Annotated in this window: 16 protein-coding genes; 10 read left to right on the top strand and 6 right to left on the bottom strand. The window is 71.6% G+C overall.

Annotated elements, in window-relative coordinates:
- Positions 1-4 precede the first annotated feature (4 nt).
- Entirely contained in the window at positions 5-604 is a 600-nt protein-coding gene (locus ABZ823_RS03330) for a hypothetical protein (RefSeq protein ID WP_361653151.1), read from the bottom strand.
- 229 nt (positions 605-833) lie between these two features.
- Between ABZ823_RS03330 and ABZ823_RS03325 the strand changes: the two genes are divergently transcribed.
- From ABZ823_RS03325 to hutH, 3 genes are all read left to right on the top strand, one after another.
- Entirely contained in the window at positions 834-1,640 is an 807-nt protein-coding gene (locus ABZ823_RS03325) for an enoyl-CoA hydratase-related protein (protein ID WP_361653149.1), read from the top strand.
- Positions 1,641-2,312: 672 nt separating this feature from the next.
- On the top strand, positions 2,313-3,452 hold the full coding sequence (locus ABZ823_RS03320; protein ID WP_361653147.1) for a diguanylate cyclase: 1,140 nt from the start codon (positions 2,313-2,315) through the stop codon (positions 3,450-3,452).
- A gap of 103 nt (positions 3,453-3,555) precedes the next feature.
- Positions 3,556-5,094, top strand: coding sequence for a histidine ammonia-lyase (gene hutH / locus ABZ823_RS03315; protein ID WP_361653659.1), 1,539 nt, complete (start codon positions 3,556-3,558; stop codon positions 5,092-5,094).
- 52 nt (positions 5,095-5,146) lie between these two features.
- Here the strand turns inward: hutH and ABZ823_RS03310 are convergent, their stop codons facing one another.
- Positions 5,147-5,554: a hypothetical protein gene (locus ABZ823_RS03310; protein ID WP_361653145.1), complete on the bottom strand. Its 408-nt coding sequence runs from the start codon at positions 5,552-5,554 to the stop codon at positions 5,147-5,149.
- 109 nt (positions 5,555-5,663) lie between these two features.
- On the opposite strand from ABZ823_RS03310, the gene ABZ823_RS03305 reads away from it, so the two are divergent.
- The 3 genes from ABZ823_RS03305 to ABZ823_RS03295 all read left to right on the top strand — a co-directional run bounded on the left by ABZ823_RS03305 (position 5,664) and on the right by ABZ823_RS03295 (position 11,188).
- Entirely contained in the window at positions 5,664-5,996 is a 333-nt protein-coding gene (locus ABZ823_RS03305) for a hypothetical protein (RefSeq protein ID WP_361653143.1), read from the top strand.
- 277 nt (positions 5,997-6,273) lie between these two features.
- Complete coding sequence (locus ABZ823_RS03300; protein ID WP_361653141.1) at positions 6,274-7,524, top strand: Ig-like domain-containing protein; 1,251 nt, start codon at positions 6,274-6,276, stop codon at positions 7,522-7,524.
- 421 nt (positions 7,525-7,945) lie between these two features.
- Positions 7,946-11,188 (top strand): S8 family serine peptidase, encoded by a 3,243-nt coding sequence (locus ABZ823_RS03295; protein ID WP_361653657.1) that lies wholly within the window; start codon positions 7,946-7,948, stop codon positions 11,186-11,188.
- 97 nt (positions 11,189-11,285) lie between these two features.
- On the opposite strand, the gene ABZ823_RS03290 is transcribed toward ABZ823_RS03295, so the two are convergent.
- Entirely contained in the window at positions 11,286-12,209 is a 924-nt protein-coding gene (locus ABZ823_RS03290; RefSeq protein ID WP_361653139.1) for a helix-turn-helix transcriptional regulator, read from the bottom strand.
- A gap of 171 nt (positions 12,210-12,380) precedes the next feature.
- On the opposite strand from ABZ823_RS03290, the gene ABZ823_RS03285 reads away from it, so the two are divergent.
- The 4 genes from ABZ823_RS03285 to ABZ823_RS03270 all read left to right on the top strand — a co-directional run bounded on the left by ABZ823_RS03285 (position 12,381) and on the right by ABZ823_RS03270 (position 17,528).
- Positions 12,381-13,421, top strand: coding sequence for an NAD(P)-dependent alcohol dehydrogenase (locus tag ABZ823_RS03285; protein ID WP_361653137.1), 1,041 nt, complete (start codon positions 12,381-12,383; stop codon positions 13,419-13,421).
- A 178-nt stretch (positions 13,422-13,599) separates the two neighbouring features.
- The gene (locus ABZ823_RS03280) at positions 13,600-14,079 is read left to right on the top strand and encodes a hypothetical protein (RefSeq protein ID WP_361653135.1); all 480 of its coding nucleotides are present in this window, start codon (positions 13,600-13,602) and stop codon (positions 14,077-14,079) included.
- Between the two features lie 295 nt (positions 14,080-14,374).
- Positions 14,375-16,111: a S8 family serine peptidase gene (locus ABZ823_RS03275; protein ID WP_361653133.1), complete on the top strand. Its 1,737-nt coding sequence runs from the start codon at positions 14,375-14,377 to the stop codon at positions 16,109-16,111.
- A 247-nt stretch (positions 16,112-16,358) separates the two neighbouring features.
- Positions 16,359-17,528, top strand: a complete 1,170-nt coding sequence (locus ABZ823_RS03270) for a PP2C family protein-serine/threonine phosphatase (protein WP_361653131.1) — start codon at positions 16,359-16,361, stop codon at positions 17,526-17,528.
- A 78-nt stretch (positions 17,529-17,606) separates the two neighbouring features.
- Here ABZ823_RS03270 and ABZ823_RS03265 read toward each other — a convergent pair whose 3' ends face one another.
- From ABZ823_RS03265 to ABZ823_RS03255, 3 genes are all read right to left on the bottom strand, one after another.
- Complete coding sequence (locus tag ABZ823_RS03265; RefSeq protein WP_361653129.1) at positions 17,607-18,329, bottom strand: DUF2637 domain-containing protein; 723 nt, start codon at positions 18,327-18,329, stop codon at positions 17,607-17,609.
- 24 nt (positions 18,330-18,353) lie between these two features.
- Entirely contained in the window at positions 18,354-18,527 is a 174-nt protein-coding gene (locus ABZ823_RS03260) for a hypothetical protein (protein WP_361653127.1), read from the bottom strand.
- 100 nt (positions 18,528-18,627) lie between these two features.
- Positions 18,628-18,957 (bottom strand): WhiB family transcriptional regulator, encoded by a 330-nt coding sequence (locus ABZ823_RS03255; RefSeq protein ID WP_361653125.1) that lies wholly within the window; start codon positions 18,955-18,957, stop codon positions 18,628-18,630.
- Positions 18,958-18,996: the final 39 nt, after the last annotated feature.

Raw genomic sequence — 18,996 nt, 5'->3', positions numbered from 1 at the left:
CCGTTCAACCGCCCAGGGCGGGCAGCCCGTTGACGCACAGGCCCACGATCGGGACGCACAGGCCCGGGGTGCTCGGGATGGGTGTGGGCGTCGGTGCGGGGGCGCTCGTGGAGGGGGCGGGCCGGGGCGCGGTCGGGCTCGGGGCCGCCGGAGAACCGGGCGGGCGGGGCGCCGTCGGCGTCGACGGGGCCTCGGGGATGCCGGTCGGGGGGTTGGTGGCGCCGGCCGCGCGGCCGGCCGAGGAGGACGGCTGGGCGGAGGGGCGCGTGGCGGCTGTCGCGGCCGGACTCGCGCCCGGCACCCGTATGACGGTGGTGGTGGACGGGTGGTCCGCGCTCCCGCGTGGCGCGGTGCCGACGGTGGCCGCCGTGTCGGTGGCGTCGATGCGGGGCTCGGCCTCGGCGGTCCCGCCTCCGCCCGTCACCGTCTCCGGGGCGAGGTGTACGAGGCTCAGGGCACCGGCGGCGAGCGCGAACCCGCCGACCGCGAGGGCCGCCCGCCGGGGGCGGGGCTTGCGGTGTCGGCCCGCGGGACGGCACCAGAGGGGGCCCGTGGGCCCGGGCTCGGTGGGCGTGGTCTCGCCGGTGGCCGTGTCCGTGGTCATGCTCGTCCCTCCCCGGTGTGCCCGCACTCCCCCGATGTGCTCTGGCGGTGGGCAGGTTATGTGCCGATTGGGGGGAGGCGGGGCCGGGAAGGGCCGAATGTCACCCGAAAGGGGAACCGCGGCCCGCGCGGCCCGTGCCCGACGGAGGGTCATGGCGGCTTTCGCGGGATCGCCTCGGCTGCGATGATCGGGAGGTCGATAGTTAACCCGCGTTAACCGGGAGGGTGTCATGGCGGAGCAGGCGGACGAGCGGCGGTTCGGCGAGCACGTCGTCGTACGGCGGCACGCGTACGTCGCGGAGCTGGTGCTGGACCGGCCCAAGGCGATGAACGCGGTGTCCACCGCGATGGCCCGGTCGATCGCCGCCGCGTGCGAGCACCTGGCCGCCGACCGGGACGTCCGCGTGACCGTGCTGACGTCGACGCACGAGCGGGCGTTCTGCGTGGGCGCGGACCTGAAGGAGCGGAACTCCTTCACGGACGCCGATCTGGTGCGCCAGCGCCCTGTCGCCCGGGCCGCTTACACCGGGGTTCTGGAGCTGCCGATGCCGACGATCGCCGCCGTGCACGGTTTCGCGCTGGGCGGCGGCTTCGAGCTGGCGCTGTCCTGCGACCTGATCGTGGCGGACGGCACGGCGGTGGTCGGGCTGCCCGAGGTGTCGGTCGGGGTGATCCCGGGCGGCGGCGGCACACAGTTGCTGCCCCGCCGGGTGGGCGCGGCGCGTGCGGCGGAGCTGATCTTCACCGCGCGTCGGCTCCAGGCGGCCGAGGCGCGTGGGCTGGGGCTGATCGACGAACTGGTCCCGGAGGGCCGGGACCGTGAGGAGGCGCTCGGCCTCGCGGCCCGTATCGCCGCGAACTCCCCGGTGGGGCTGCGTGCCGCGAAGCGTGCCCTGCGGCTGGGCCACGGCCTCGATCTGCGGTCGGGCCTGGAGGTCGAGGACGCGGCGTGGCGCTCGGTGGCGTTCTCGGGCGACCGCGCGGAGGGGGTCGCCGCCTTCAACGAGAAGCGCAGCCCGCAGTGGCCGGGCGAGTAGGGCGGGCAGCTTGTCGGCGAGGCCGGACCGCCTGTCGGTGGGTGAGACCGGTCACGGGTGGGGGGAGGCCGTGTGATGGCGGGCCGGGACCGCGTGCCGGGCGGCGAGCCGCGTGCCGGGTGGGCGGGACCGCGTGCCGGGCGGGCGGGGCCGCTCACGGGTGGGGAGCGCGCGCCGGGCGGGCGGGGCCGCTCACGGGTGGGGAGCGCGCGCTGCGGGGCGAAACCGCGTGACGGGCGGGACTGCGGCGCGAGGCGAGGCTGCGGCACGGCGTGGCGGGACCGCGTGCCGGGCGGGCGGGCCGCGTGCCGGGTGGGCGGGGCCGCTCACGGGTGGGGAGACCACTCACAGCGGGCGAAACCGCGTGACGGGGCGGGACTGGGGCACGGCGTGGCGGGACCGCGTCCGGCGTGGCGGGACCGCGTCCGGTGGGGTGGGACCGCGTCCGGTGGGGTGGGACCGCGTCCGGTGGGGCGGGACCGCGTCCGGTGGGGTGGGACCGCGTCCGGTGGGGCGGGACCGCGTCCGGTGGGGGGCGGGACCGTGTGACGGCAGGGCGGCGCCGAAAGGCGGGACGAGCCGCGGCACGGCGTTATCCGGGCCGTCAGGTGCTCGCCCCCTGATCGCCGCACCGATGTCTCATGTCGTCCTGATCGTCCCTAGCCTGGAGTCGTGGTCGAGGACAGCCGGCTGAAGGCCGTGGTGGCGCTGGCGCAGGGGATGGCGGCGGCGCACTCCCCTCCGGAGTCCTGGCGGGCCGCCGCACTGGGGGCGTGCCGGGCGCTCGCCGGGAGCTTCGCCGCGCTCTCCGTGTGGGAGCGCGAGGGCGGACGGCTGCGGGTTCTCGTGAACGTCGGGGACCGCCGGCCCGAGGAGGAGGAGTTCCCCGAGGACGAGACGTACCCGGTGCACCAGTTCCCGGAGATCACCGAGTTCCTCCACGAGCGCTGGGCGGGCGGCGGCGGCCCCAGCGCCTGGGTGGAGACCGCGCGGGGTCCGGACGCCGAGCACGCCGGGTACTCCCACCAGCGGGTCGCCGCGCTGCGCCGCCGCGGTCGCGGCTGCTGTGTCGTCGCGCCCGTCGTGCTGCACGGCCGAGCCTGGGGCGAGCTGTATGTCGCCCGCCCGGCCGACGCGCCCCTCTTCGACCGCGCCGACGCCGACTTCGCCACGGTCCTCGCCTCCGTCGTCGCCGCGGGGCTCGCCCAGTCCGAGCGTCTCGAGGAGGCCCGCAGACTCGCCTTCACCGACGCGCTCACCGGCCTCGCCAACCGCCGCGCCGTCGATGTGCGGCTCGAGGAGGCGATCGAACGGCACCGCGACGACGGCGAGGTGATCTCGCTCGTCATCTGCGATGTGAACGGGCTCAAGCGGGTCAACGACACCCGGGGTCATGCCGTGGGCGACCGGCTCCTGGAACGCTTCGGGTCGGTCCTCTCGCTGTGCGGCGCCATGCTGCCGGGTGCTCTCGTCGCCCGCCTCGGCGGCGACGAGTTCTGTCTGCTCGCCATCGGCCCGCCGGCCGACGAGGTCGTCCGGGTCGCCGACGAAGTGTGCCGCCGCGCCGGGGAGTTGGAGCTCGGCGACGGCGTCGCCTGCGGGGTCGCCTCCACGGAGGATCCGATCGGCCCCATCCGCTCGGCCCGCCGGCTGTTCCGGCTCGCGGACGCGGCCCAGTACCGCGCCAAGGCGCTGGGTGCCACGAAGCCCGTGGTCGCGGGTCGCGAGGGGCCCGACGACCCGGTCGTACGCCTGGCCGACGCGCCGCCTCCCGCGGCGGGGGAGCGCCGCCGTATCCGGGGCCGGCACTGAGGGTCCGGCCTGAGGGGCGGTAAGGGGCCAACCCGCTACCCACTCGTGACATCACTCCCTAGTGACATCCCTGAATTCACTGCGTACGCTCCTGAATATGGATATGCACACTGTGGTGGTGGGGACGTCCGGGGTGACCGCGTCCGACGTGCTCGCCGTGGCGCGGGCGGATGCCAGGGTCGAGCTCTCGCGGGAGGCCCTCACGGCCCTCGCGGCGGCCCGCGAGATCGTGGACGCGCTGGCCGCGAAGCCGGATCCGGTCTACGGGGTCAGCACGGGCTTCGGCGCCCTGGCGACCCGGCACATCAGCCAGGAGCTGCGCACCCAGCTACAGCGCAACATCGTCCGCTCGCACGCGGCCGGAATGGGCCCGCGGGTGGAGCGGGAGGTGGTGCGTGCCCTGATGTTCCTGCGGCTGAAGACCGTCTGCTCCGGTCACACCGGTGTGCGCCCCGAGGTCGCGCAGACCATGGCGGACCTCCTCAACGCCGGCATCACCCCGGTCGTGCACGAGTACGGCTCGCTCGGCTGCTCCGGCGACCTGGCCCCGCTGTCCCACTGTGCGCTGACGCTGATGGGCGAGGGGGAGGCCGAGGGCCCCGACGGCGTCGTACGCCCGGCCGCCGAACTCCTCGCCGAGCATGGCATCGCCCCCGTGGAACTGCGCGAGAAGGAGGGCCTCGCCCTCCTCAACGGCACCGACGGCATGCTCGGCATGCTGATCATGGCCCTGGCCGACCTGGAGACGCTGTACAAGTCGGCCGACGTCACGGCGGCGCTCTCGCTGGAGGCGCTGCTCGGCACGGACAAGGTGCTCGCACCGGAACTGCACGCCATCCGCCCGCACCCCGGGCAAGGCGCATCGGCCGCCAACATGCTGGCCGTACTGAAGGATTCGGGCCTGACGGGCCACCACCAGGACGACGCGCCGCGCGTCCAGGACGCCTACTCGGTGCGGTGCGCCCCGCAGGTCGCGGGCGCCGGCCGGGACACGCTGGCACACGCCCGCCTGGTCGCCGAGCGGGAGCTGGCGTCGTCGGTGGACAACCCGGTGGTGCTGCCCGACGGACGCGTGGAATCGAACGGGAACTTCCATGGCGCGCCGGTGGCGTACGTGCTTGACTTCCTGGCGATCGCGGCGGCGGACCTGGCGTCGATCGCGGAGCGCCGCACCGACCGTCTGCTGGACAAGAACCGGTCGCACGGCCTGCCGCCGTTCCTCGCGGACGACGCGGGCGTCGACTCCGGCCTGATGATCGCCCAGTACACGCAGGCGGCGCTGGTGAGCGAGATGAAGCGCCTGGCCGTGCCCGCCTCCGCCGACTCGATCCCGTCCTCCGCGATGCAGGAGGACCATGTCTCGATGGGCTGGTCGGCGGCGCGCAAGCTGCGCACGACGGTGGACAACCTCACCCGGGTGCTGGCGATCGAACTGTACGCGGCGGCCCGGGCCGTCGAACTGCGCGAGGGCCTGAGCCCGGCCCCCGCCAGCCGGGCGGCGATCACGGCTCTGCGTGAGGCGGGCGCCGAGGGGCCGGGTCCGGACCGCTTCCTGGCCCCCGACCTCGCGGCGGCGGACGCCTTCGTGCGGACGGGGCGGCTTCTGGCGGCCGTGGAGAGCGTCACCGGGCCGCTGGCGTAAGGGGCCAGGTCTTCCGGGCCGCCGCCGTCACGCCCGTGGCGGCGGCGGCCCGTCAGTACGCCTCCATGCGCTCCCTGCGCACCGAGTAGGTCACGAAGCCCGCGCCCAGGCACAGGAAGAGTGCGCCGCCCACCACATAGGGCGTGGTGTCCACGCTTCCGGTGTCGGCGAGTTGGGTGTCCGTCGCCGTACCGTCCGCCGATGTCCCGGTCGTCTGTGCGAAGCCGGTGTCCGTCGCGTCGGTCGTATCCGCGTTTCTTGTGGTGGTGCCCTCGCTGCTTGTCGTGGTGGTGCCCTCGTCCGTGGACGCCCGCATGGACACGGCCGTCTGCCGGCCCGGTGGCTCGGGTGTCGCGTTGGCGGAGGGAACGAACCACAGGGCACCCAGCAGGGTTCCCGCTGCGGTGGCGGTCAGCAAGGTCCGGCGTGCGGTGGACGACGATCGACGTGCGGCGGACACGAAATACCGATCCCCCTGGGGCGGTTGCGAATTGGCCGTGCGGAGGGATGCTAGTGAAAGGCGCGGGTCGCGGGAAAGTCGCGCCCCCCACGGGCCGTACGCTCCCGCCATGACTACTTCTGAGACATCGCGATTTGTCCGGCTTCGGGTGGAGCTGGTCGTCGAGGTCGTCGACTCCGACGCCGTCACCAAGGCCGCCTTGCGCCGGGTCGCGGAGGACACGGACATGCCCGAGGGCGAGCGCGCCTACACCGAGAGCGCGGTGACGGAAGACACCGCCGAGGCGCTCGCCTATCTCGTCGACCCGGCCGAACTGGTCGGCCGGATGCCGGGGGTCGAACTCGCCCAGGCGTCCTGGAGCAGCGAGCAGATCGACTACGACCCCGATTCGCCGGACTGGATCCTCGACGACGAGGATGAGGTCGACGGGGACGAGCGCTGACGAGGAGGCCGGACCCGGCACCGAGGTGCCTTGGGACAATCGTGACCCCGGGTGGCAACCGGCACCCGGGGTCCCGTCGTCTCAAGCGGCGTCCCCCGACCGCGCGGTGCGTACGGCGCGCGTGACGCGGCGACTGTTCGCGCGCCCGTCGGGAAGACGTGGTGTGGCCCACACCTCGATCGGATGTGGAACGGGGTGAACCGGCCGTAGCGTTGAAGGTTCGTGGCGGGGGCTCTTACGGGGTTATGGGGATTCGGCAACGATGGAGAAGCGTGTGATGACGGACAGTAAGCGGCGCAAGGGTCTGATGACCGCGTCCGCACTGCTCGGCGGAATGCTGGTGCTCACCGCGTGCAGCGGAGGCAGCAAGGCGGACGGTGGCAGCGGGGGCGACTCCACCTCGCAGGCCAAGGTCGACGAGGCCGCCGCCCAGAAGACGTCCGAGGCACAGATCAAGATCACGCCGGGTGACGGCTCCGACAACGCCTCCATCAACAACGCTGCCAAGGTGACGGTGGCCAAGGGCGTCCTGAGCGACGTCACCATGACCACCGCGTCCGGCACGCCCGTCGCGGGCCAGATATCCGCCGACAAGAAGAGCTGGGCGCCCAGCGGTCAGCTGGAGCGGGCGACGACCTACAAGGTCGCCGTGACGGCCAAGGACTCCGCGGGCCGCGAGGCCCACGAGAACGCCTCGTTCACGACCGTGGCCCCTGCCCACTCCTTCATAGGCAACTTCACGCCGGAGAGCGGCTCCACCGTCGGCGTCGGCATGCCCGTCTCGATCACCTTCGACAAGGCCATCACCAACAAGGCCGCCGTGCAGAAGGGGATCACCGTCACCTCCAGCAGCGGGCAGGAGATAGTCGGGCACTGGTTCGGCGCCAACCGGATCGACTTCCGGCCCGAGCAGTACTGGCAGGAAGGCTCCACCGTCACGCTGAAGCTCAACCTCGACGGCGTCGAGGGCACGAGCGGCGTGTACGGCGTGCAGCAGAAGACGGTCACCTTCAAGGTCGGCCGCAACCAGGTCTCCTACGTCGACGCGAAGACCAAGCAGATGAAGGTCACGCAGGACGGCAAGACGGTCAAGACCATTCCGATCTCCGCCGGTGCGCCCGACCACACGACGTACCAGGGCCAGATGGTGATCTCCCAGAAGTTCACCCAGACCCGGATGAACGGCGCCACGGTCGGCTTCAAGGACTCCGACGGCAAGGGCGAGTACGACATCAAGGACGTGCCGCACGCCATGCGCCTGACCACGTCCGGCACCTTCATCCACGGCAACTACTGGGGTTCGCCCTCCGTCTTCGGCAGCGTCAACACCAGCCACGGCTGCGTCGGCCTCCAGGACAAGAAGGGCGCGAACGACCCGGGCACGCCCGCAGCGTGGTTCTACAGCCACTCGCTCGTCGGCGACGTCGTGGTCGTCTCCCACACCGGTGACAAGACCGTCTCCCCGGACAACGGCCTCAACGGCTGGAACATGAGCTGGGCGCAGTGGAAGGCGGGCTCGGCCGTCTGACCCCGGCCGCCGACACCTCCCTCCCGATGCCGCCGACCGCCCGACCGGGCGTCGGCGGCATCGCGCGTTCTTGCCGAAACGGCGGTCACTCACGACTCCGCGCTCGTGAAGAAGGCTCCGCGGCTGGTGACCGTCCGCAGGGGCCGGATCACGGTCAAGGAGAACGCTGCCCCGTGGAACTCCCGGGGCGTCGGCCTCTCCTGATCATTCGTTGTCCGCATCTCTATTGAGGCATTGATCAATCCCCGGGCATACTGCGTCGTTCGGGGGGCTGGCGTACGCGCGTGCGAGACAACCCCCGGCCGGGTGAACGGGAAGTTCATCCGGTACCTCACCTCCAGGGGGAGTTTTGCGCAGACAAGTGCACAGAGCATGCACGGCGACCGTCGCCACGGCGGCCGCCGTGGCGCTGGCGGCGGGTATGACCAGCCCGGCGGCGGCGAAGCCGGAGACGGCGTCGCGTCCGTCCACCGCGGGCCTGACGGCCAAGCACCGGATCACCCTGATCACCGGTGACCGTGTCGTGATCGACGCCAAGGGCCGTGTTGTCGGCCTGGAGCGGGCGCAGGGCCGCGGACACGTCCCGGTGCAGGTGCGCAGGATCGCGGGCCACACCTACGTGGTGCCGGCCGACGCGGCCGCCATGATCGCCTCCGGGAAGCTCGACCGGCGGCTGTTCGACGTCACCGGACTCGACACCGCCAGGACCCGCAAGGACCAGAAGAACGGCCTGAAGGTCATCGTCGGCTACCGGGGCGCCGCGAGCGCCGCCAAGGGCGAGGTGCGTGAGGCCGGAACCCTCCGCCGGGCCCTGAAGTCCCTGAACGCCGACGCGGTCCAGACGCCCCAGCGGGACGCGGCCGAGCTGTGGAAGGCCGTCACCGACGGCGACGGCACCGCCTCAGGCGTCGCGCACGTCTGGCTCGACGGCGTCCGCAGGGCCAGCCTCGACAAGTCCGTGCCGCAGATCGGCGCCCCGAAGGCATGGGCCGCGGGCTACAACGGCAAGGGCGTCAAGGTCGCCGTGCTCGACACGGGCGTCTACGCCGACCACCCTGACCTCAAGGGCCAGGTGATCGAGTCCAAGAACTTCTCCACCGCCGCCACCACCACCGACAAGGTCGGCCACGGCACACACGTGGCGTCCATCGTGGCCGGTACCGGCGCGAAGTCGCACGGTGTGTACAAGGGTGTCGCGCCCGGCGCGAAGATCCTCAGCGGCAAGGTCCTGGACGACGACGGGTACGGCGACGACTCCGGCATCCTCGCCGGTATGGAGTGGGCCGCCCAGCAGGGCGCCGACATCGTCAACCTGAGCCTGGGCGGCACGGACACCCCCGGGATCGACCCGCTCGAGGCCGAGGTCAACAAGCTGTCCGAGCAGAAGGGCATCCTGTTCGCCATCGCCGCGGGCAACGAGGGCCAGATGGGCGACCAGACCGTCGGCTCCCCGGGCAGCGCGGCCGACGCGCTCACCGTCGGCGCCGTCGACGACGGCGACAAGCTGGCGTCCTTCTCCAGCCGCGGCCCGGCCCTCGACGGCACGATCAAGCCCGATGTGACCGCGCCCGGTGTGGACATCACGGCCGCAGCGGCCCCCGGCAGCCTCATCGACAAGGAGGTCGGCGAGAAGCCGGCCGGCTACCTGACCATCTCGGGTACGTCGATGGCGACCCCGCATGTCGCGGGCGCCGCCGCCATCCTCAAGCAGCAGCACCCGGACTGGACGTTCGCCGAGCTGAAGTCCGCGCTGACGGGCTCCGCCAAGGGCGGCAAGTACACCCCGTTCCAGCAGGGTTCCGGCCGGATCGCGGTCGACCGGGCGATCAGGCAGACCGTGCTCGCCGACCCGTCGTCCCTGAGCTTCGGCGTCGCGCAGTGGCCGCACACCGACGACAAGCCGGTCACCAGGCAGCTGACGTACCGCAACGTCGGCAAGGCCGACGTCACCCTGTCGCTGTCGCTGACCGCCACCAACCCCAAGGGCCAGGCGGCGCCGTCCGGTTTCTTCACACTGGGCGCGAAGACGGTCACCGTCCCGGCGGGCGGAACGGCCTCGGTCCCGGTCAGTGCCGACAGCAGGCTGGGCGGCACCACGAACGGCGCCTACTCGGCGTACGTCACGGCGACGGGCGGCGGTCAGAGCGTACGCACGGCCGCGGCCGTGGAGCGCGAGGTGGAGTCGTACGACGTCACCCTGAAGTACGTCAACCGTGACGGGCAGAACCCCGTGCACCTGAGCGACCTGACGGACCTCTCGGCCACGGGCGACGGGCGGGAGTACTTCTCCCAGAGCTCCGACACCACCGTGACGCTGCGGGTGCCCAAGGGCACGTACCTGCTCGACTCGGTCTCGGTGAAGAAGCCGACCTCGACCGAGGGCGGCGCGGACTGGCTGGTCCAGCCCGAGCTGAGCGTCACCAAGGACACCACGGTCACGCTCGATCTGAACCGGGCCGAGGCCGCCGACATCACCGTGCCGGACACCGCCGCCAAGCCCGCGTCCGCGATGGTCTCGTACACCTACGAGACCGAGGACATGGGCGCCGGGCTGTCCCTGTCCGCGCCGTCGTTCCAGGACATCCGTGTGGCCCATGTCGGCCCGGCGGTGTCCTCCGGGCTCTGGCAGAGCTGGTTCGGCCAGTGGACCAAGGGCGACACGGCCGAGTACGACGTCTTCACGGGCGCCCACGTCAAGAAGCTCGAGGGCGCGCACGTCCGCCACTACAAGGCCGGCGAGCTGGCCACGCTGAAGGTGAACCTCGGCTCCGCGAGCGGCGGCAAGACCGGTGCGGTCGGCGCCTACCCCGAACTCCCGAACGACTTCGCCGGCAACGTCCCGGTCGAGCAGAAGCTGCGCAGCACCCGCACGCTGTATGTGTCGACCGGCGAGAAGGCCCGGTGGGCGCTCGACTTCGCGCAGTTCGGCGGCACGAAGAACGCCGAGGGCTTCCCGGTCGCGGAGGCGTACTACACGTTCGACGAGCCGGAGACCTTCAAGGCGGGCACGAGCTACACCAGGACCTTCAACACGGCCGTCTTCGGCCCGAAGGTCAGCTCCGACTACGGCATCTTCCGTCAGGGCAACCAGATCTACGGCCTGATGCCGCTGTTCGCCGACGGCCAGAGCCATTCCGGCTCCTCGGACTTCATGTCGGTGAAGACGGCCCTGTACCGGGGCGGCACCAAGGTCGGCTCCAACGCGGACCCGCTGTTCGGGCTCGAGGGCTTCACGGTGCCGTCCGGCGACGCCTCCTACACACTGACGACCTCGGTCATCCGCAGCGTGAAGGTCGCCGCCGCGTCCACCCGTATCGACGCGAGCTGGACGTTCAGGTCCAAGAAGGTGGACGAGGCCAAGCTGCCCACCTCCTCGGTCCGCTTCGGCGCGACCACCGGCCTGGACAGCCGTGTCGAGGCCGCCAGGAAGGTCACCGTCCCGGTGACCGTGCAGGGTTCGGCCGCGGGCCGCAACCTGGGCTCCCTCGGTGTGTGGGTGTCGTACGACTACGGCAGGACCTGGAAGAAGCTGACGGTCGAGCACGGCACGATCACCTACAAGAACCCGGCCAAGGGCCAGGGCCTGTCGTTCCACGCGAAGATCGCCGACAAGCAGGGCAACAAGTCGACGATCTCGATCTACAACGCGTTCTACGGCAAGTGAGCCGCCGGCAGACGGCCCACTGACGGACGGCCCGCCGGAAGGACACCTTCCGACGGGCCGTCCCGTGTCCGCCGTGGACCCATGAGGCGGGGCGGGTTCAGAGGCGGGGCACCGCCGTGCCCGCGCGGGTCGCGTCCGTGCCCCAGCTCGCCAGCAGCCGCAGCCCCTCCGCCGACGCGGACCCCGGCTCGGCGTGATACGTCACCAGCGCCAGCTCACCGTCGTCCGGGAGCCGGAACGACTCGAAGTGCAGGGCAAGTTCGCCCACCAGCGGATGCCGCAGCAGCTTCAGCCCGTGGCTCTTCTCCTTGACGTCGTGCGTCGCCCACAGCCGCCGGAACTCCTCGCTCTTCACCGACAGCTCCCCGACCAGCGCCGACAGCCGAGGGTCGTCCGGGTGACACCCTGCCGCGTACCGCAGTTGGCACACGATGTCGATCGCCTTCTGCTCCCAGTCCACGAACAGGTCGTGGTACTCGGGTCGCAGGAACACCATCCGCGCCCAGTTCCGCTCCTGCTGCGGCACCTGGCCCCAGTCCCCGAAGACGGCCGCGGCCATCAGGTTCCACGCGAGGACCTCCGCGCGCCGCCCCACGAAGTACGCCGGTACGCCGTCGAAGGAGTCCAGCAGCTGGCGCAGAGACCCCCGGACGTGCTGTGAGCGCGCCGACGGCTTCTTCTTGTGCGCCTTCGGCTTGGCGAGATGCGTCAGATGCGCGTGCTCCGCGTCCGTCAGACGCAGCGCGCGGGCGATCGCGTCGAGTACCTCCGCGGACACGTTCCGTCCGTTGCCCTGCTCCAGGCGGGTGTAGTAGGCCACGGACACCCCGGCCAGCTGCGCCAGCTCCTCGCGCCGCAGCCCGGGCACGCGCCGGTGCCGTCCGAAGTCCGGCAGCCCCACGTCCTCGGGCTTGAGTCGGGCCCGTCGGGTGCGCAGGAACTCGCTGAGCTCGGCGCGCCGGTCCAGGGCCTGACCGGCTCCCACGGCGGGCGCCTGTACGGAGTCGGGCTGTTCGTTCATACGTCCAGTATTCCTGGTCGTGCGCCGCTGAGCCTGACCCCGCCAGTAGTAGGACCGCTGGACGTAGGCAGAGCCGTGACCTGGGTGAAAGCCGCGTGGGCGGGCAGGCTGGAGGCCGTGCCCGGCAGAAGGCAGCCGGGCACGCCACCCCCCGAAGGAGTGAACTCCGGCATGACCACCGTTGCTGCGTACGCCGCACCCGCCGCCAAGGCTCCGCTCGAGCGCACCACGATCGAGCGCCGTGAGGTCGGCGAGTTCGACGTTCTGATCGACATCAAGTTCGCGGGCATCTGCCACTCGGACATCCACCAGGCGCGTGAGGGCTGGGGCGAGGCGATCTTCCCGATGGTTCCCGGCCACGAGATCGCGGGCGTGGTGTCCGAGGTCGGTTCCGGCGTGACCAAGTTCAAGGTCGGGGACCGCGTGGGCGTCGGCTGCATGGTCGACTCCTGCCGCGAGTGCGAGAACTGCCTGGCAGGTCTGGAGCAGTACTGCCTCAAGGGCATGATCGGCACGTACAACGCCCTCGACAAGAACGGGGAGCCCACCTACGGCGGCTACTCCGAGAAGATCGTCGTGGACGAGAACTACACCGTCCGTATCCCCGACGGTCTCTCCCTCGACGTGGCCGCGCCGCTGCTGTGCGCCGGCATCACCACGTACTCCCCGCTCCGGCACTGGAACGCCGGCCCCGGCAAGAAGGTCGCGATCGTCGGCCTGGGCGGCCTCGGCCACATGGGCGTCAAGCTCGCGCACGCGATGGGCGCCGAGGTGTCCGTGCTCTCCCAGTCCCTGCGCAAGAAGGACGACGGGCTGAAGCTGGGCGCCGACCACTACTACGCCACCAGCGACCCGAAGACCTTCGAGGAGCTGCGCGGCACGTTCGACCTGATCGTCTCGACCGTGTCGGCGCCGCTGGACTTCGGCGCGTTCCTGTCGCTGCTGAAGACGGACGGCGCGCTGGTGAACGTGGGCGCCCCCGAGGAGCCCATCTCGCTCAACCTGTTCTCGGTGATCTCCGGCCGCAAGACCCTCGCCGGTTCCGGCATCGGCGGCATCCGCGAGACCCAGGAGATGCTGGACTTCTGTGCGGAGCACGGCATCGGCGCCGAGATCGAGCTGATCGGCGCGTCCGAGATCAACGACGCGTACGAGCGGGTGCTGAACAGCGATGTGCGGTACCGGTTCGTGATCGACACGGCCACCATCTGAGCAATCCGGTGACCACGCCGTGAGGCGGCCCCTGTGGCCGCCTCACGGCGTTTTCGCTGTGGGCCTCCGATTGCGGTCGAGGCGGCGCGACCTTAGCTTCAGGGCGTCGGATTCTCCCGATAAGCCCACATAGACCCTCATGTCGGCTTTCCTCGTGGTGCCATCGAATGGAGCATTCATGTCGGTGATGACCGGTACCCAGCCCATGCAGCAGTACGGCCAGCAGATAGGCGGCCCTCAGCCCCAGCTCGCACAGATCGTCCAGCAGGCCATCCAGCAGGCCTGTCAGCAGGCGAGCCAGCAGGTCGCACAGCGCATGCAGCAGACGCTGCAGCAGATCCAGCAGATCCAGCAGCAGCTCCAGCAGCAGGGGATGGCCCATCAGGCCCACCCGTACCTCGCCATGGCGTTGCACCACTCGCTGCACACCGGCATCCGGCAGGCGGTGGAGCAGTCGGTGCAGCAGGCCCTGCCGGTGGCCGTCGTGACGATGCTCCAGCAGAGCCAGCACGGCATGCAGCAGATCCCGGGCATGCCCGGCATGCAGCAGATGCCCGGTATGCAGCAGTCGCCTGGCATGCAGGGCATGTTCCCGCAGTACCAGCAGCCCGGCTTCGGCTTCGGCCAGATGGCGAGTCAGCCCTTCGGTATCGGCTGACCCCAGGGCGGCGCGCGATGCGGTGTGCCCGGGAGCGGTGCCCGGGCACACCGCATCACCGTGGAAGCGCGGGCCGCCCCTAGGGGTTCTCGTTTGGATCAGCCCGGGTCCGCGACGCCCGGCACGGCACCTCGCCGCGTTGTCGGACCACCCGAGTACATCCAGTACGCGGAAGGCCCTCCGCCCTGCGATCTACCGCACCGGACGGCGCGGCCTGATCCGAACTGATCCAAACGAAACCCCCTAGCCGGACCAGGAGCACAAGGACGACGTAGGCGTGGTGAAGGTGGACGCAATGGTCAAGGAAAGGCCCGGAAACAACCGCCCGAGCGGGGCCGAGGGCGCGGGAGCCGGCGGGCCCGGACCCGAAGGCAGCCAGAGCGGGACCCGCAGAAAGGACGCGCAGTCTCCGCTGTCGGTGCGTCCGCGCCGGCAGCGGTACATGGTCACACCGCTGCCGCAGCATCCGCTGCCGCCGGGGGTCCCCGAACCCGGTACGGACGCGCTGTGCGAGCAGCTGGAGCGGATGCCCGAGGTCGAGGTGGTCCGCCGGCTCCGGCCGTCGCACAAGCTCCAGTCGGCCGGGATCCCCTCCACCTGCCCGGAGATCGTGGTCATCGAGGTGGCCGAGGCCCAGGTACCGGCGCTGCGGTCGCTGCACGCGCACATCGAGCCGGACCTGCCGCTGGCCGGAGCGGGGCCCGCCGTCGCACCGGCCGCGGGGACCCTGCCCCTGCGCGATCCGGGCCTGGTCGTGCCGCTGGAACAGCCGGTGGACGTCGCGTTGCGCGTCTGCGGCCCGGACGGCGTACCACTGGCCGGCGCCGGGGTGTTCCTGCTCGGCGCGGCCTGGCCGGCCCAGGGCATCACCGGCGCCGACGGAACCGTCACCCTCACGCTGGCCACGGACACCGCCCAGTCCGTCCAGTCCCTCTACGTCCGGCCCGCGGGCGGCTACACGGACCGCTGGATCCCCCGCCCGGACCTGTCGGTGACCCAGGAGAACCTCGTCACCCTCACCCCGCTGGCCCAGGTGTACCCGGAGCTGGAGACGCGGCAGCAGTACGGCTGGGGCCAGCAGGCCATGCGGCTGGACCGGCTGCCCCCCACCTTCCGTGCCTTCGGCGTCAGGATCGCGCTCATCGGCTCGGGCGTCAGCGCCGATCACCCCGACCTGAAGCAACGGGTGCGCTCCGGCGTCGACTTCGTCCGCGGCGAGGAAAGGGGCTGGGCCCATGACCGGGTGGGCACCGGCACCCACGCGGCGGGCATCATCGCGGGCGCGGACACCGGCAAGGGCGTCGTCGGCATCGCGGTCGACGCCGAGATCGAGGTCGGTCAGGTGATGCCCGACGGGCGGTGCAGCGACCTGATCGCCGCCCTGGACCACTGCATCGAACGCGAGGTCGACATCGCCCATATCGCCGTGACGGCCGCGTACCCGTCGGCCCTGGTCTCCCGCAAGCTCGCCGACGCCACCGCGGCGGGCATCGCCTGCGTGGCCCCGGCGGGCGACTCCGGCGGGCCGGTCGCCTTCCCGGGCTCGCTGCCGACCGTCTTCGCCGTGGGCGCGCTCGGGGCCTACGGATCGTTCCCCCCGGACACCTCCCAAGCCACCCACTGCGGACCGCAGCTGACCCCCGAAGGCCTGTTCTCCGCGCCGTTCAGCTGCTACGGCGCCGGAGTCGACGCCGCCGCCCCCGGAGTGGCGGTCCTCTCGTGCGCGCCGCGGGGCGGATACACGGCCCTCGACGGCACCGGCGCGGCCTCCGCGCACGTCGTGGGCCTGGCCGCCCTCGTGCTCGCCCACCACGAGGACTTCCACGGTCAGCTGCTGCCCCGTGGATCCGGCCGGGTCCAGCACCTGTTCGAGATCATCGCCGCCAGCTGCCGCCCGCTGGCCGCGCCGGGCACGGCCGAGGCGGCGCGCGTCGGACGCGGCCTGCCCGACGCGCTCGTCGCACTCGGCCTGACCCCGCGGGTCCAGCTCGCCCCGACCCTGTCGCCCTACGCCGTCTCCGTGGCCGGCTAGGCGGCGACAGGTCCGGCGAACGGCACCCGCCTCGAGGGACGGGTGCCGTTCGGCCTGCCACAGGCGTGTCCGGGCAGTGCCGCGACGCACGCGCTGATACGGTCGCAGGTCCCCCGAGTCGGCGGCCGCCGCCGTACCCGGCCGCTCGCCGCCCGGACCCGCCGTTCCCGGCCGCCCCAGGCCGTGATCCAGCCCTGCCAGGAGTACTCGTGCACAGGCCGTGTGAGCGGACACGACGGAGCGCGCCATGAGGTGGCCCGGCCGCCGCCGGACCGAGGGCCGCCGGGTGGCACGGGTGAGCAGCACCGGCCTGCGGGTGCCCGCGCCCCCCGTATGGCTGCGCTGGCTGCCGGCCATCTATGTCGCCGTGCTGCTGCTCCTCGAACCGATCACTCCCGTGCAGTGGCCGGTGAGCTTCCTGCTCATCGCCCTCCCCGTGGTCGCCGCCTTCTCCCACGGTCCTGCCGCTGTCGCGGCGATCACGGTCTTCGCCGTCGGATTCGAGGCCGTGCTGGCCGGCACTCCGTGCTGTGCGGGCCGCTCCGTGGGATACGTCGGGGAGCGACACTACGTGGCCAGCTACATCTCCACCGGGCTCGTCGGCATGCTCGGCACAATCCTGGCCGCCAGCCGGATGCGCCGGGAGCGCACCCTCGCCACAGTGCGCTCCGTGGCCGAGACGGCCCAGCGGGTATTACTGCGCCCGGTTCCCCGTCGCCTCGGCCAGGTCTCCATCGAGACCCTCTATCTGTCCGCCGCCGCGGAGGCGCGCATCGGCGGCGACCTCTACGAGGCCGTACCCACGACATACGGAGTGCGTCTGCTGATCGGCGATGTGCGGGGCAAGGGGCTGGTCGCGGTGGAAACGGCCGCGACGATGCTCGGCGCCTTCCGCGAGGCCGCCCACGACGAGCCCGACCTGGCCGGGGTGGCGCGCCGGGTGGAGCGGAGCATGAGCCGCAGGGCCGCGCAGCTCGAGGGCAACGAAGTGGCGGAACGCTTCGTCACCGCGGTGTTCGCCGAGATCCCGGACCGCGAGCCCGTGGTCCGCCTCGTCAACTGCGGCCACCCCTCGCCCCTGCGCATCGGTCCCGACGCGGTCACCGAGCTGGAGCCGACCGATCCCTCCCCGCCCATCAACATCGGTGTCATGATCGGGGACAGCTACCACGTGGACGTGGCGCTCTTCGCCCCCGGCGACCAGCTGCTGCTGTACACCGACGGAGTAACCGAGACCCGCGATCCCTCCGGAGCCTTCTACCCGCTCCTGGAGCGGGTCCGCTCGTGGGGCTCGCTGCCGCCCTCGGAACTCCTCGCCCATCTGCACCGGGACCTGATCGCCTTCAGCCACGGCAATCTCGACGACGACACCGCCGCCCTGGCGGCGTACCGCCTCCCCGGGGAGCCTCCGGAGTAGCCGGATCCCTCGCCGCCGCCGAGGCAGGACGTGCGGCGGGCGAGGGATCCGGGGCGAGGCGGTGCTCAGGTGCGCGGGTCAGCCGCCGCTGGACGTTTCCTTGCCGTGCGCGGCATGCCGCGGGCGGTATTTGGACGACACCTGGCCGACGAGTTCCCGAAAGCACGCCAGGGCGGTGATCGGCGGAATGCCGACGATCACCATCGAGAGCGTGGAATGCGAGGAATGGCTGATACAGAGAGCCACCGCCGTGGCGGAGGCGAGGAGGACGACCCCCCAGGACCGCCGTGCGGTCCGGTGCGACACGGCTGCGCGCAGAATGGACAGGGCCGCGACGAACCACGGCCCGTACACCGTCAGCGGCCACCACTGCGCCAAGGGCGAGGGCAGAACCGTCGAGGCGATGGCGCGCAGCTGACCGTACGAATAGGCGGTCGACCACCCCAGCAGGGCCACCGAGCACGCGGCGATCGTGGCGACCAGGATCGTGATCGGGTTGATCGGCTGGCCGCTGTCGAGGACATGGGGCGCCGGGCGGGGCCGCCGCCGCTCGCCCCGGTGGCGATGCTGTCCGTCCAGGGCGACCGGAGCGGGCTCCGAGGCGGTCACGGTGGACAGCATCTGGGCCAGTTCCTCGTCCGGGTCCCAGCCGTTCGGCGCGATGTCCGGGCCGGGGGCGCCCCAGACGGGATGCGCGTCGAGGGGGTCGGCGTCGTACGAAGGCTGCCCCAGCCCGTCGTAATCCGTTCTCAGGGAGAACTGGATGTCGTAGAGGCTTGGCTCGCCTTGAAGCCTGTCCATTCTCTAGCTCCTCCGCGCCCTCGCTCAGGCAGTTCCATTGAAAGCGCGCAGGTACTCACTTTCCATCTGACCGATCTTCTTGAGGAAGTCCTCAAGAAGGTCTGAACAACCCTTGACGCGCAGGTCGCCACTCGCCGAGTCGTGCCACATGGCCCCGGTTCCGGCGAGGGTCTGATCTTCCGGTTCGTTCCAAGTCACGATCACCTAACGAGCGCCAACCGGCCCAAGCTATGGGGCATTCGGGGGAATGAATCCCTGAAGAAACGTTCATCCAGTCCGATGACAGTACCCACCCGGCCTAATTCCCCATAGGCGTCCAACCATATATTCCCGTGAATAGCATTTCCTGCTCGTCAAGGGCGGTCGGGCGCGGACCCCTGCGACCGGCGTTCGGTTTCGCTGAGCCCTCCCAGACCCCGTAGCGCTGGTTCGACGCCGCGGCGAAGAGGCGGCAGTGGGTGATGACGGGGCAGGCGCGGCAGACGGCACGCGCCGCCTCCTCACGCTGCCGGCGCGCTCGGCCCCGCTCCCCGGAAGGCGGGAAGAACACGGAGCTGTCCCTACCGCGGCAGGCTGCGACGGCCTGCCACTCCCATACCTCCAGCGAGGGCTGGGTCCTGGTCTTCATCACACACCTCCGGGTGACGTTCGCTACAGCTGTTTCGGA

The organism is Streptomyces sp. NPDC047079, assembly GCF_040643755.1.
In the GTDB taxonomy this organism is placed as follows: Bacteria; Actinomycetota; Actinomycetes; order Streptomycetales; family Streptomycetaceae; genus Streptomyces.
Note: the sequence above shows the minus strand (reverse complement) of the source record. Positions and strands in the feature narration are given on the sequence as shown.

What these genes read in the sequence shown, in the direction of transcription:
- ABZ823_RS03330 (WP_361653151.1), bottom strand. Translation starts at nt 604, where the DNA reads ATGACCACGGACACGGCCACCGGCGAGACCACGCCCACCGAGCCCGGG.
- ABZ823_RS03325 (WP_361653149.1), top strand. Translation starts at nt 834, where the DNA reads ATGGCGGAGCAGGCGGACGAGCGGCGGTTCGGCGAGCACGTCGTCGTA.
- hutH (WP_361653659.1), top strand. Translation starts at nt 3,556, where the DNA reads ATGCACACTGTGGTGGTGGGGACGTCCGGGGTGACCGCGTCCGACGTG.
- ABZ823_RS03305 (WP_361653143.1), top strand. Translation starts at nt 5,664, where the DNA reads ATGACTACTTCTGAGACATCGCGATTTGTCCGGCTTCGGGTGGAGCTG.
- ABZ823_RS03300 (WP_361653141.1), top strand. Translation starts at nt 6,274, where the DNA reads ATGACGGACAGTAAGCGGCGCAAGGGTCTGATGACCGCGTCCGCACTG.
- ABZ823_RS03295 (WP_361653657.1), top strand. Translation starts at nt 7,946, where the DNA reads ATGACCAGCCCGGCGGCGGCGAAGCCGGAGACGGCGTCGCGTCCGTCC.
- ABZ823_RS03290 (WP_361653139.1), bottom strand. Translation starts at nt 12,209, where the DNA reads ATGAACGAACAGCCCGACTCCGTACAGGCGCCCGCCGTGGGAGCCGGT.
- ABZ823_RS03285 (WP_361653137.1), top strand. Translation starts at nt 12,381, where the DNA reads ATGACCACCGTTGCTGCGTACGCCGCACCCGCCGCCAAGGCTCCGCTC.
- ABZ823_RS03280 (WP_361653135.1), top strand. Translation starts at nt 13,600, where the DNA reads ATGTCGGTGATGACCGGTACCCAGCCCATGCAGCAGTACGGCCAGCAG.
- ABZ823_RS03275 (WP_361653133.1), top strand. Translation starts at nt 14,375, where the DNA reads ATGGTCAAGGAAAGGCCCGGAAACAACCGCCCGAGCGGGGCCGAGGGC.
- ABZ823_RS03270 (WP_361653131.1), top strand. Translation starts at nt 16,359, where the DNA reads ATGAGGTGGCCCGGCCGCCGCCGGACCGAGGGCCGCCGGGTGGCACGG.
- ABZ823_RS03265 (WP_361653129.1), bottom strand. Translation starts at nt 18,329, where the DNA reads ATGGACAGGCTTCAAGGCGAGCCAAGCCTCTACGACATCCAGTTCTCC.
- ABZ823_RS03255 (WP_361653125.1), bottom strand. Translation starts at nt 18,957, where the DNA reads ATGAAGACCAGGACCCAGCCCTCGCTGGAGGTATGGGAGTGGCAGGCC.